Origin of the sequence: Pseudomonas sp. PS02288 (genome assembly GCF_029959715.1) — a bacterium.
GTDB lineage: Bacteria > Pseudomonadota > Gammaproteobacteria > Pseudomonadales > Pseudomonadaceae > Pseudomonas_O > Pseudomonas_O kuykendallii.
Genome location: NZ_JASCPA010000059.1, coordinates 1 through 12,584, shown reverse-complemented (window position 1 = coordinate 12,584; position 12,584 = coordinate 1). Strand labels below are relative to the sequence as shown.

The window sequence follows — 12,584 nt, the reverse complement described above, 5'->3', positions numbered from 1 at the left end:
CATCTTGCTGCGTGGCAAGCACCTTCCTCTGTCGGTCGCCGCCATGCTGCATTCGCACCTGACCACCCTGCACGCGGTCTCCCTGGCCCTCGACATCCTCTGCCAGGACGGCGCGATGAGCCCGGAAACGCTGCTCGCCGGCAGCGGCATACGCCTGCAGGACCTGCAACGCACCGATCTGCGCATCGCCATCGCCCAGGAGCGCCGCGTGTTCCTCAACGCCGTCGCGCAGCGCTGCGACCTCGGCCTGGAGATGGGCCGGCGCATGCACGTGTCGTCCTACGGGTTGCTTGGTTACACCCTGCTGTCCGCCGCCACCCTGGGTGACGCCCTGGAGCTGGCGCTCGGCTACCCGGCGCTGCTCGGCACGCTGTTCGAGCTGCGTCTGCGCGACGAAGGCGACGTGGTCTGGATGGAGGCCAGCGGCTACCGCGAGCTGCCCGAGCTCGAGGTGTTCAACGTCGAGTTCTGTCTGGCTTCGCTGAAGCTGATCTGCGATGACCTCCTCGGCCAGCCGCTGCCGTTGCTCGGCGCGTGTTTCCAGCACGCCTCGCCCGCCTATAACGCACTCTACGCGAGCAACTTCCCCTGCCCGGTGCGCTTCGACGCCAGTCGCAACGCCTTCGGCTTCGCCCGCCACTGGCTCGAACGCCGCCTGCCCTTGGCCGATGCGGTGACCCACCGCGACATGCTCGAACGCAGCCGTCAGCTCAACCGCGAGTTCGCCTGCCGCCAGGCACTGATCAGCCGTGCCCGCCAGGTGCTCGCCGGCGCTCTGCCGCGAGCGCCCGGCCTGGAGGAACTGGCGCGTCAGCTGCACTGCTCGCCGCGCAGCCTGCGCCGCCATCTGCAGGACGCCGGCACTTGCTACCAGGCGCTGCTCGACGAGCTGCGCTACGAACATGCGCGACAGTTGCTGGAACAGGAGCGCCTGCCGATCCACCGCATCGCCGAAGCCATGGGCTACAGCGAGACGGCGAGCTTCCGGCATGCCTTCCAGCGCTGGAGCGGAACCACGCCGAGTCGCTTCCGGCATCCCGCGGCGGCCGGCTGACCAGCACCGCCGCGCACCGGGAGAGGGCAGCCGCGGCCCCATCCTGTGGCCACATCGATCCCTTTTTGGCCGCTCCGCACGTTTCCTCGCGCGCCCAATCACCGGACACTGGAACGCAGCCATCGCCGGGAGAACGACACCATGCTGACCGTCTATAGCGACGACCACCGCCTGCACCACGGCCGCTGCGAACTGATCGACGGCGAGTTGAAGCCGTGCTTTGAAATGCCCTCGCGCGCCGACCATGTGCTGCAGCGTGTGCGCCAGCAGAACCTCGGCGAGGTCATCGCGCCCACCGATTTCGGTCGCGCGCCGATCGAACGCATCCACGACCGCGCCTACCTGGAATTCTTCGAGGGCGCCTGGGCACGCTGGGCGGCGATGGGCCGACCGGGCGACCTGATGCCCTTCACCTGGCCGGCGCGCACCCTGCGCGGGGTAATACCGGACAACCTGCACGGCCAGCTCGGCTACTACAGCTTCGACGGTGGCGCACCGATCACCGCCGGCACCTGGCAGGCCGCCTGGAGCGCCGCACAGGTCGCCCTCAGCGGGCACCAGCACCTGGCCGGCGGCGCCCGCAGCGCCTTCGCCCTTTGCCGCCCGCCGGGCCACCATGCCGCGGCCGACCTGATGGGCGGCTACTGCTACCTGAACAACATCGCCATCGCCGCCCAGGCCTTCCTCGATGCCGGTTGCAAGCGCGTCGCCATCCTCGACGTCGACTATCACCACGGCAACGGCACCCAGTCGATCTTCTATGGGCGCGACGACGTGCTGTTCACCTCGATCCATGGCGATCCGCGCTTCGAGTTCCCGTTCTTCCTCGGCTATGCCGACGAAACCGGCGATGGCGTCGGCGAGGGCTTCAACCTGAACCTGCCGCTGCCCGCCGGCAGCGCCTGGGCCGCCTGGGGCGCGGCGCTGGACAGCGCCTGCGAGCGGATCGCCGCCTACGGCGCCGAGGTGGTGCTGGTGTCGCTGGGCGTGGACACCTTCAAGGAAGACCCCATCTCGCAGTTCAAGCTGGACAGCCCGGACTACCTGCGCATGGGCGAACGCATCGCGCGTCTCGGCAAGCCGACCCTGTTCGTCATGGAGGGCGGCTACGCGGTGGAGGAAATCGGCATCAATGCGGTGAATGTGCTGGAAGGTTTCGAAGGCGCCTGACCACAGGCGGCGATTCGATGTTGGGAGTTCATTTCATTAGGGGGAAGAACATGAAGAAGATCCATCGCCTGCTCGGCAGCGCGATCTGCGCTGCGACCCTGCTGGCCGGCGCGGCACACGCCGCCGAACGTGAACTGCGCGTCTACAACTGGGCGGACTACATCCTTCCGCAGACCCTCAAGGACTTCCAGCAGGGCAGCGGCATCAAGCTGATCTGGGACACCTTCGATACCAACGAGGCACTCGAAGCCAAGCTGCTCACGGGCAATTCCGGCTATGACCTAGTGGTGCCGTCCAACCAGTTCCTCGAAACCCAGATCAAGGCCGGCGTGTTCCAGAAGCTCGACAAGAGCAAGCTGCCGAACTGGAAGCACCTGGACCCGGCACTGCTCAAGCTGCTCGACTCCAATGACCCGGGCAACCAGTACGGCGTGCCCTACATGTACGGCACCGTGCTGATCGGCTTCAACCCGGCCAAGGTCAAGGCCGCATTGGGCGACGACGCGCCGGTGGACAGCTGGGACCTGGTGTTCAAGCCGGAGAACATGGAGAAGCTCAAGGCCTGCGGCGTGGCGATGCTCGACTCGCCGACCGAAATCCTGCCGATCGCCCTGCACTACCTGGGCCTGGACCCCAACAGCACCAACCCGGATGACTACAAGAAGGCCACCGAGCTGATGCTCAAGGTCCGCCCCTACGTCACCTATTTCCACTCGGCGAAGTACATGACCGACATCGCCAACGGCGACATCTGCGTCGCGGTGGGCTACTCGGGAAGCTTCTACCAGTTCGGCAACCGGGCCAAGGAAGCCGGCAATGGCGTGGTGGTCGACTGGCGCCTGCCGAAGGAAGGCGCGCCGATCTGGTTCGATACCTTCGCCATTCCGAAGAGCGCGAAGAACGTCGAGGAAGCCCACGCCTTCCTCAACAATCTGCTTGATCCGAAGGTGATCGCGCCGATCAGCGATTTCCTCGGTTACCCGAACCCGAACGCCGACTCGATGCCGCTGGTGAGCAAGGAAATCAGCGAGAACGTCGGTTTGACGCCCACCGCCGACGCGCAGAAGACGCTTTACACGGTCAGCCCGCTGCCGGCGAAGGCCGAACGCGAGCGCACCCGCGCCTGGACCAAGATCAAGTCCGGGACCTGATCGTTCTCGACACATGAAAAAACCGGCCACTGGCCGGTTTTTTATTCCGACGCCGTTCACTCGCCGCGGATATATCCCTCGAGGTGCTGGATCAGGCTTTCCTGCTCGGCGTTGATCTCCTTCACCAGGTCGCCGATCGACAGCAGGCCGATCAACCGCCCCTCCTCGATCACCGGCAGGTGGCGCAGGTGGCGCTCGGTCATCAGCTGCATGCATTCCTTGATGTCCTGGCGCGGATCGACGGTGATCACCGCCGAGGTCATGATCGCGCTGACCGGCGTGCCGATTGAGGAGCGCCCCTGCAGCACCACCTTGCGCGCGTAATCGCGCTCGCTGACGATGCCCACGAGGCGGCCGTCGACATCGGTGACCGGCAGCGCGCCGACATTCTTCTCCGCCATCTGCCGGAGCGCGTCGAGCACGGTGTCCTCGGGCGCGATGGTGTGGATGCTCTGGATCTGTTTGCCCTTGAGAATTTGCGCAACGCTTTTCATTGGATTCTCCCTGTTCTCGCCCACGCCGGCGGCTGGCTGTATTGGTCATAGCATTCCGTAGCCAGCGCGCCAGTTCAAAGCGACATAACGCATCGACGCGATTGAGAAAATTCGCGTACGCGCTCCAAACCCAGGAGGTCAGCCGCGTCGGCGGCTCAGCGCGCCGCGCGGTAGGCCTTCTTCAGCGCCTTCAGATCATCGGGACTGCAGAGGCTCGGCGTGGCGCCGGTCATGTCGTAGCAACGCTGCCCGAAGCCCATCGGCCAGTAGATGATCGCGAAGGGCGGCCAGAAGATCGAAGCCGGGCGGAAGCGCGCTCGCAGACGGCCGCGCTCAGTCGAACCGGTGACGCTGGTCAGCGTGTAGGGCACGCCGCCGGCGCGGTTCCAGAAGAACGGCCGAACCTTGATCAGACCCTGGTGGTACTGCTGGGGACGCTCGTTGATGGCGAGGGTGCTCTGCTCGGGCAACTTGAACCAGGCCTTGGTGGAGCAGGCGCCGGTGAGAAGGGCGAGGCAGAGCAACAGGGCGATGCGCAGGAAGGGCATGCGGACAATTCCTTTTGTGGGAAGGGAAACGCCGAGTCCCAGCCCGGCGGGCGCGGAGTATACCGATGGCATTCCGGCGCACAAGAAAAAGGGAGCCAAAAGGCTCCCTTTTCATCCCCGGCAGTTGTCAGCCTTCGATTTCCACCAGCACTTCGCCCGGATTGACGCGGTCGCCCTTGACCACGTGCACCGCCTTGACGGTACCGGCGATGGGCGCCTGCACCTCGGTTTCCATCTTCATCGCCTCGGTGATCAGCACGGCCTGACCGGCCTTGACCGTGTCGCCTTCCTTGACCAGCACGTCGACGATGTTGCCCGGCATGCTGGTGCTCACGTCGCCCGGCGCGCTGGCCTGCTTGCGGCCGCCGTCGGCGCCGGCGACGTAGTCGTTGAGCGCCTCGAACACCACTTCTTCGGGCATGCCGTCGATGGACAGGTAGAAGTGCCGCTTGCCGCTGCCCTTGACGCCGACCCCGGTGATGTCGACGCGGTAGCTCTCGCCGTGCACGTCGATAACGAACTCGGTGGGCACGCCCTTGCCGCTCACCGGTGCCACGCCGCCGGCTTCCGGAATCGGCAGCAGCGCTTCGGGAACCAGGTTGCCGGCTTCGCGTTCCTCGAGGAACTTGCGGCCGATGTCGGGGAACATCGCGTAGGTCAGCACGTCCTCTTCGCTCTTGGCCAGCGCACCGATTTCCTTGCGCAGCTTGTCCAGCTCCGGCCCAATCAGGTCGGCTGGACGCACGTCAATGACCTCTTCGTTGCCAATCGCCAGGTGCCGCAGCTTATCGTCGACCACGCCCGGCGCCTTGCCATAGCGACCCTGCAGGTACAGTTTCACCTCGTTGGTGATGGTCTTGTAGCGCTCGCCGGCAAGCACGTTGAACACCGCCTGGGTGCCGACGATCTGCGAGGTGGGCGTCACCAGCGGCGGGTAGCCGAGGTCCTTGCGCACCTTCGGGATCTCCTCGAAGACCTCGTTGATGCGGTTCAGCGCGCCCTGCTCCTTGAGCTGGTTGGCGAGGTTGGAAATCATCCCGCCGGGCACCTGGTTGACCTGCACACGGGTGTCGACGCCGGTGAATTCGCTCTCGAACTGGTGGTACTTCTTGCGGATCGCGTAGAAGTACACACCGATCTCCTGGATCAGCGCCAGGTCGAGGCCGGTGTCGTAGGGGCTGCCGCGCAGCGCGGCGACCATCGATTCGGTGCCCGGATGGCTGGTGCCCCAGGCCATGCTGGAGATGGCGGTGTCGATGTGGTCAGCGCCGCTCTCGATGGCCTTGAGCTGGCACATGCTGGCGACGCCGGCGGTGTCGTGGGAATGGATGAACACCGGCAGCGGAGAGGCGTCCTTGAGCGCCTTGACCAGGTCGCCGGTGGCGAACGGCGTCAGGAGGCCGGCCATGTCCTTGATCGCGATGGAGTCCACGCCCATCGCCTCCATGGCCTTGGCCTGGGCGACGAAGGCGTCGACCGTGTGCACCGGACTGGTGGTGTAGCAGAGCGTGCCCTGGGCGTGCTTGCCGGATTTCTTCACCGCGCGGATCGCGGTTTCCAGGTTGCGCACGTCGTTCATCGCGTCGAACACGCGGAACACGTCGATGCCGCGGGCGGCGGCCTTGGCGACGAACGCCTCGACCACATCGTCGCTGTAGTGGCGATAGCCGAGCAGGTTCTGCCCGCGCAGGAGCATCTGCAGGCGCGTGTTGGGCAGCGCCTCGCGCAGCTGGCGCAGGCGCTCCCACGGGTCTTCCTTGAGGAAGCGCACGCAGGCGTCGAAGGTGGCGCCGCCCCAGACTTCCAGCGACCAGTAACCGACGCGGTCGAGCTTCTCGCAGATCGGCAGCATGTCTTCGGTGCGCATGCGCGTGGCGAGCAGCGACTGATGGGCGTCGCGCAGGATGGTATCGGTGACCGTGATCTTCTTGCTCATCTCTGATTCTCCCTCTGGCCGCTGATCCGCGGCGACCCGGCCCAGGCCGGGCACGATTCGTTAAAGCCCGGCGTGGGCGGCGATGGCGGCGGCGATGGCCAGGGCCAGCTCGCCCGGCTTGCGCTTGATCGAGTAGTTCAGCAGCTCCGGATGGTTGTCGACGAAGCTGGTGTTGAACTGGCCGCTGCGGAATTCCGGGTCTTCGAGAATCTGCTGGTAGTAGGTGGCGGTGGTCTTGACCCCCTGCAGGCGCATGTCGTCCAGCGCCCGCGAACCGCGCGCCAGCGCCTCCTCCCAGGTCAGCGCCCAGACGATCAGCTTCAGGCACATGGAGTCGTAGTACGGCGGGATGGTGTAGCCGGTGTAGATCGCCGTATCGGTACGCACGCCGGGGCCGCCGGGCGCGTAGTAGCGGGTGATCTTGCCGAAGCTGGGCAGGAAGTTGTTGCGCGGCTCCTCGGCGTTGATGCGGAACTGCAGGGCGAAGCCGCGGTACTGGATGTCTTCCTGCTTCACCGACAGTTGCAGCCCGGAAGCGATGCGGATCTGCTCGCGGACGATGTCGATGCCGGTGATTTCCTCGGTGATGGTGTGCTCCACCTGCACCCGGGTGTTCATCTCCATGAAGTACACCTCGCCGTCGGCGAGCAGGAATTCCACGGTGCCGGCGTTCTCGTAGCCCACCGCCTTGGCCGCGCGCACCGCCAGGTCGCCGATGTAGGCGCGCTGCTCGGGGGTGAGCTGCGGGCTCGGGGCGATCTCGATGAGCTTCTGGTTGCGCCGCTGGATCGAGCAGTCGCGCTCGAACAGGTGCACGGTGTTGCCGAAGGAGTCGGCGAGGATCTGCGCCTCGATGTGCTTCGGCTCGACGATGCACTTCTCGAGGAACACCTCGGCCGAGCCGAACGCCTTGGTCGCCTCCGAAATCACCCGCGGGAAGTTCTGCTCCAGCTCCTCGCGCGAGTTGCAACGGCGGATGCCGCGTCCGCCGCCGCCGGACGTGGCCTTGAGCATCACCGGATAACCGATGCGTTCGCCTTCGCGCAGTGCTTCGGCGAGGTCGGCGACATTGCCCTCGGTGCCCGGCGTGACCGGCACGCCGGCCTTGATCATGCTACGCCGCGCTTCCGTCTTGTCGCCCATGCGGCGGATCACCGAGGCCGACGGACCGATGAAGCGAATGCCCCGCTCTACGCAGATTTCCGCCAGCTCGGCGTTCTCCGAGAGAAAGCCGTAGCCGGGATGCAGCGCATCGCAGCCGGTTTCCACCGCCAGGTTGACCAGCTTGCGCGGGTTCAGATAGCCGGCCAGCGGATCATCGCCGATGAAATGCGCCTCGTCCGCGCGCTTGACGTGCAACGCCATGCGGTCGGCTTCGGAGTAGACGGCCACCGAACGGATACCCATCTCGGCGCAGGCGCGCACGATACGGACGGCAATCTCTCCGCGGTTGGCGATCAGGATTTTCTTGATCACGCGTGTCTTCCTCGACCCAGTGAACAGATGCCCAGCGTGTGGGCGGCGTGCGACCGGACTTCATGTAGCGGTCTTGCGGCAACACTACGCCGGATCACCGATCAGCAAAAATCAATAATTGTTGGGTCAGCTATTAGGAATGACTTATCTTTCTGCTCATTGGAGAGAACAGTAATCCCCAGCGCGCCTAGAAAGAGGTCGGAATAGATGCGTAAGTCCTTGATGCGCATGACGTTGCGTCAGCTCCAGGTATTCAACGCGGTGTGCGACACGCGCTCCTACAGCCGCGCCGCGGAGGAAATGTCGCTGAGCCAGCCGGCGGTGAGCCTGCAGATTCGTCAGTTGGAAGAGCTGATCGGCCAGCCGCTGTTCGACTACGTGAGCAAGAAGCTCTACCTCACCGATGCCGCGGAAGCGCTCAAGCGCGCCAGCCTGGACATCTTCGGGCGCCTGGAAAGCCTCGACATGCAACTGTCCGACCTGCAAGGCTCGCTGCAGGGCCAGCTAAAACTGGCGGTGGAATCCTCGGCGAAATACTTCGTGCCGCACCTGTTCGCGGCGTTCCGCGAGAGCCATCCGGAAGTCAGTCTGCAACTGGTGGTGATCAACCATGCCCAAGCGGTGCGACGGCTGTCGGCCAATCGCGACGACCTGCTGATCATGTCCCAGGTGCCGCAGGACGGCTCCCTGGAATTCCTGCCGTTCCTCGACAACCCGATTGTCGCCGTGGCTCCGGCCGGGCATCCGCTGTGCGCCGAGGCCTCGCTGACGCTGCAGGACCTGACGCCCTGGCCGCTGTTGATCCGCGAAACCGGCTCAGGCACGCGCCAGGCCTGCGAGGACTACTTCCACCAGAAGCGCGCGCACTTCGCCCAGACCCTGGAGCTGAGCTCCACCGAGGCGCAACGTGAAGCGGTGATCGCCGGGCTCGGCCTGGCGCTGCTGCCCCGCCACGCGGTGCGCCGCGAGCTGGAAGGCGGCCTGCTGCGCGAGCTGCCGGTGCGCGAACTGCCGCTGATGCACAGCTGGTGCCTGGTGCATCCGCGCGGCAAGTACCTGTCGCCGGTGGCGCAGACCTTCTTCGCCTTCGTCCGCGGCGAACGGGCGAGGATCAGTGCGCTGGCGGCGCGCTTCGGCGGTCGGCCAGCGAACCGCTGAGGGCGTTGAGGGCGATCAGGTCGGGGTAGGCATCGAGCTCCTGCTGCAGCAGGCGCTGCTCGGAATAGGCCTCGATGGCACGGCGGAATTCCATGCGCCGCTGGTCGAGCTGCTTGCGGCGGTTCTTGCTGTCGAGGGTGGAGGGCTGACTGAGCATTGCTGGTACTCCCCTTGGACGTGTGGAGCACCAGTATCCTGTGTGTAAATGACGGTTTGGCGACAGCGTCAGTGCTTTAGAAGGAGCCCGTCCAGCTCAGCGCCATCCAACGTGCGGGCTGCTGGCCTTCACTGGTGGCGTTGAACAGCAGCGCTACCCGGTTCTCCTGCATCCGCCAGGCGGCGCCGAGCTGGGCACGCACCCAGGCGCGGTCGTCCGAAGCCTGTTGCAAGCTGAAACGCTGCGCTCCCCAGTAGGCGTCGATGTCATCGGCGTCATCCTGCACCCGACGAACACCTTCGAAGCCTGCCAGCAACTCGAGATGGTCGGCCAGCGGATACCGGGCGTTCAGGCCCAGGCGCATTTCCGAGACGGTCTGCTCGCGCGTGGCCAGCGACATCGCCTGGCTACCGCCCTTCTCGTCATACGAAGAAACCCGCGCCTGCACGTAGTTCAGGTCCGCATAGGGCGACAGTTCCACTCCCATCGGCTGCCACAGACGCTCCCAGTCCAGGCGCGCGCGCAACGCCCAGGTATCGACCTTGGGGTCGGCGCTGGACGTCTCGGCGCCGAGGAGGGTCGAGTACTCGCGCCGGGTATCGGCCTCGCCATGGTTGTAGTACGCCGTCAGCGTCGACCACAGATTCGGTGACACGGCCATCACCGGCGCGATGAATTCCAGCAGCAGATACTCGCCGCGCTGCTTCACGGAGCCGGGGCCCGCATGGCCGTCCTGCGCGCGGGTCTTGCCGACCGCGAGACCCAACTGGGCACCGCTCTCGGTTAGGCGCTGGCATCCACCCACCTCCGCGGCGCCGCTGGTGTCGCCGGTGCCGCTCAGGTCATCGCCACCCCAGTCGCCGGCCAGCCAGGCGCAGTTCTGCTTGCCCGGGGCTACGCGCATATCCAGCGGATGACCGTGGTTTCCACTCAGTACCAGGACAGCCGAATCAATCGCCAGGCTGGGGACTCCGCTGGCCTGCCGGCGCAGTCCATCGAGCCCGCTCGGTTGCACCTGGACCTGCACCTGCACGAGATGCAGCGTCGATTCCTTCTGGATGTTGTAATCCGCAAGCGTGCGCCCGTCCTCGAGCTGCTTTCCGGCGAAGATCAGCCTCTGCTGTTCCGGCGCGACGCCCTCCTTTTCCTGGATCTTCTCCTTGATGTTCTCGATGGTGTCATTGGGCTCGACCTCCAGCGCGATGGTCTTGCCGGTCAGGGTCTTGACGAAAACCTGCATGGCGAACGCGGGCGTGGCCAGGCCGCACACCAGCACCATCAGCAAGGCGCGCAGGGAGAGAGAACGTTTGAGAACGTGAGGCATGGGGCAACATCCGGAGAGGCGGGGTCAGGAAGCCGTGAACAGTAGCAAAGTGATACCACTGGAACCAGAACAAAGGTGCCTGACTATTCGCCCTGCTGCTTTGTCGTCTTCGGCGACAGGCGCAGACTTCTCAGGCTGCGCTTCACGCTCTTCAGATGGTTCACCAGCGCCGGGCCGCGCGCCATCGCCACGCCCATGGCGAGCACGTCGATCACCACCAGGTGGGCGATGCGCGAGGTCAGTGGGGTGTAGATCTCGGTGTCTTCCTGCACGTCGATGGCCAGGTTGACGGTCGCCAGGTCGGCCAGCGGCGTCTGGCTCGGGCACAGAGTGATCAGCGTGGCACCACTCTCGCGAACCACGTTGGCGGTGATCAGCAGGTCCTTGGAGCGCCCGGACTGCGAGATGCACACCGCTACGTCGGTGGGCTTGAGCGTCACCGCCGACATTGCCTGCATGTGCGGGTCGGAATAGGCGGCAGCAGTGAGCAGCAGGCGGAAGAACTTGTGCTGGGCATCGGCGGCCACCGCACCGGATGCGCCGAAACCGTAGAACTCCACGCGCTGCGCCTGCGCACAGGCGGAGATGGCGCGCTGCAGCGCCTGCGGATCGAGGTGCTCGCGCACTTCCATCAGCGTGTGCAGCGTGGTGTCGAAGATCTTCAGGCTGAAGTCGGTGACCGAGTCGTCCTCATGGATCGCGAACTGGCCGAAGCTGGCGCCGGCGGCCAGGCTTTGCGCCAGCTTCAGCTTGAGGTCCTGGAAACCGTTGCAGCCGATGGCGCGGCAGAAGCGCACGATGGTCGGTTCGCTGATGCCGACGTCGTGGGCGAGATCGGCCATGGAACTGTGCATCACCGCGGCGGGATCGAGCAGCACGTGGTCGGCGACCTTGAGTTCCGATTTACGCAGGAGATGGCGGGATTGGGCGATGTGCTGCAACAGGTTCACAGGCAGGACTCGTTCGGGATCGGGTGGTCGGGGCTGTAGTGTTCTTGTAGTTATACTACATGAAAAGTCTTCGCGCCCAGTCGCGGTGCGGCTTCCATCTGTGTAGTACGCCTCCATGGGGCGCTCTCGGCTCCTGTGCAGCTTCTTGCGCAGGCGTGGTGCTCCCAGCGCTCTGCCGAACCCGCCAGGCGCCGTGGGCCGCGTGTATCCGGCAATTGCGCAACGCACTGCCGGGGATTCGGCAGAGCTTTGCGCAGCTGGAGCGGGCTTTGCCATCGACAAAACCGCTGTTTCGCCGCACGAGTCCACAAGCGCCTGATAAGGCTAGAGATTTCCTCGCCTGGCACGTTTTTCGTTAGAGCAGGTGCTCCCGGGCCAACCGGTCCATGACAGCAAGGAGAGCACTCATGCCAACCCCCGCGTATCTGTCCCTCGAAGGAACCAAGCAGGGCCTGATCACCGCCGGCACCTTCACCGAGGACTCGGTGGGCAACATCTTCCAGGAAGGCCACGAGGACCAGATCCTGGTCCAGGCCTTCAACCACCAGGTGATCATCCCGCGCGACCCGCAATCCGGCCAGCCGACCGGCCAGCGCGTGCACAAGCCGCTGATGATCACCAAGGTCTTCGACAAATCGTCGCCGCTGATCTTCAACTCGCTGACCTCCGGCGAGCGGCTGAGCAAGTGCCGACTGGAGTGGTACCGCACCTCCTCCACCGGCACTCAGGAGCACTACTTCACCATCGAGCTGGAGGACGCGGTGATCGTCGACGTGCAATCGCGGATGCCGAACTGCCAGGACCCCAACCTGTCGCACTTCACCCATCTCGAAGACGTCTATTTCACCTACCGCAAGATCGTCTGGACCCACGAGGTGTCCGGCACCTCGGGCTCCGACGACTGGCGCACGCCGATCGCCGCCTGAATCCGATCGCCGGGGCATGGACTGGCCCTGGCACCTTTTCCGGCGCGCTCTGCCGCTCGCCCAGCGAGGCCTACACGCAGAGCGCCATTCGCATCACCGGGAGACAGGGAATGTTCGCAGCGGCCAACACCGCGCACTTCACACTGAGCCTCGAAGGCCAGGCGCACGACCTGCAGGTGCTCGAGTTCCAGGGTCGCGAGGCGCTTTCCACGCCCTATGCTTTCGACCTGGAACTGGTCA

Annotated in this window: 12 protein-coding genes; 5 read left to right on the top strand and 7 right to left on the bottom strand. The window is 65.2% G+C overall.

Going from position 1 to position 12,584, the window contains the following annotated elements; all coding sequences use genetic code 11:
* Window positions 1–43 precede the first annotated feature (43 nt).
* The 3 genes from QMX85_RS19480 (at window position 44) to QMX85_RS19470 (ending at window position 3,375) form a co-directional block, all read left to right on the top strand.
* Window positions 44–1,054, top strand: a complete 1,011-nt coding sequence (locus QMX85_RS19480) for an AraC family transcriptional regulator (RefSeq protein WP_282343662.1) — start codon at window positions 44–46, stop codon at window positions 1,052–1,054.
* 141 nt (window positions 1,055–1,195) lie between these two features.
* A complete protein-coding gene (locus QMX85_RS19475) occupies window positions 1,196–2,224 on the top strand; it encodes a histone deacetylase family protein (RefSeq protein ID WP_282343661.1) in 1,029 nt (342 codons plus the stop codon).
* 50 nt (window positions 2,225–2,274) lie between these two features.
* Entirely contained in the window at window positions 2,275–3,375 is a 1,101-nt protein-coding gene (locus QMX85_RS19470) for a polyamine ABC transporter substrate-binding protein (RefSeq protein ID WP_282343659.1), read from the top strand.
* Window positions 3,376–3,431: 56 nt separating this feature from the next.
* On the opposite strand, the gene QMX85_RS19465 is transcribed toward QMX85_RS19470, so the two are convergent.
* The 4 genes from QMX85_RS19465 to QMX85_RS19450 all read right to left on the bottom strand — a co-directional run bounded on the left by QMX85_RS19465 (window position 3,432) and on the right by QMX85_RS19450 (window position 7,829).
* Window positions 3,432–3,869 (bottom strand): CBS domain-containing protein, encoded by a 438-nt coding sequence (locus tag QMX85_RS19465; RefSeq protein ID WP_090224725.1) that lies wholly within the window; start codon window positions 3,867–3,869, stop codon window positions 3,432–3,434.
* A gap of 155 nt (window positions 3,870–4,024) precedes the next feature.
* On the bottom strand, window positions 4,025–4,417 hold the full coding sequence (locus QMX85_RS19460; RefSeq protein ID WP_282343657.1) for a hypothetical protein: 393 nt from the start codon (window positions 4,415–4,417) through the stop codon (window positions 4,025–4,027).
* Between the two features lie 127 nt (window positions 4,418–4,544).
* On the bottom strand, window positions 4,545–6,353 hold the full coding sequence (gene oadA / locus QMX85_RS19455) for a sodium-extruding oxaloacetate decarboxylase subunit alpha (protein ID WP_282343656.1): 1,809 nt from the start codon (window positions 6,351–6,353) through the stop codon (window positions 4,545–4,547).
* Window positions 6,354–6,413: 60 nt separating this feature from the next.
* The gene (locus tag QMX85_RS19450) at window positions 6,414–7,829 is read right to left on the bottom strand and encodes an acetyl-CoA carboxylase biotin carboxylase subunit (RefSeq protein WP_090224721.1); all 1,416 of its coding nucleotides are present in this window, start codon (window positions 7,827–7,829) and stop codon (window positions 6,414–6,416) included.
* Between the two features lie 207 nt (window positions 7,830–8,036).
* Here QMX85_RS19450 and QMX85_RS19445 point away from each other — a divergent pair, with 207 nt between their 5' ends.
* Window positions 8,037–8,987 (top strand): LysR family transcriptional regulator, encoded by a 951-nt coding sequence (locus tag QMX85_RS19445; RefSeq protein ID WP_282343654.1) that lies wholly within the window; start codon window positions 8,037–8,039, stop codon window positions 8,985–8,987.
* On the opposite strand, the gene QMX85_RS19440 is transcribed toward QMX85_RS19445, so the two are convergent.
* From QMX85_RS19440 to hexR, 3 genes are all read right to left on the bottom strand, one after another.
* Window positions 8,941–9,144 (bottom strand): hypothetical protein, encoded by a 204-nt coding sequence (locus QMX85_RS19440; RefSeq protein ID WP_282343653.1) that lies wholly within the window; start codon window positions 9,142–9,144, stop codon window positions 8,941–8,943. The two genes, QMX85_RS19445 and QMX85_RS19440, sit on opposite strands and share 47 nt — an antisense overlap.
* A gap of 76 nt (window positions 9,145–9,220) precedes the next feature.
* Entirely contained in the window at window positions 9,221–10,468 is a 1,248-nt protein-coding gene (locus QMX85_RS19435) for a ubiquitin-like protein (protein WP_282343651.1), read from the bottom strand.
* An 83-nt stretch (window positions 10,469–10,551) separates the two neighbouring features.
* The gene (hexR, locus tag QMX85_RS19430; RefSeq protein ID WP_090224714.1) at window positions 10,552–11,418 is read right to left on the bottom strand and encodes a transcriptional regulator HexR; all 867 of its coding nucleotides are present in this window, start codon (window positions 11,416–11,418) and stop codon (window positions 10,552–10,554) included.
* A 407-nt stretch (window positions 11,419–11,825) separates the two neighbouring features.
* Between hexR and QMX85_RS19425 the strand changes: the two genes are divergently transcribed.
* Window positions 11,826–12,344: an Hcp family type VI secretion system effector gene (locus tag QMX85_RS19425; protein ID WP_090224712.1), complete on the top strand. Its 519-nt coding sequence runs from the start codon at window positions 11,826–11,828 to the stop codon at window positions 12,342–12,344.
* Window positions 12,345–12,584 lie beyond the last annotated feature (240 nt).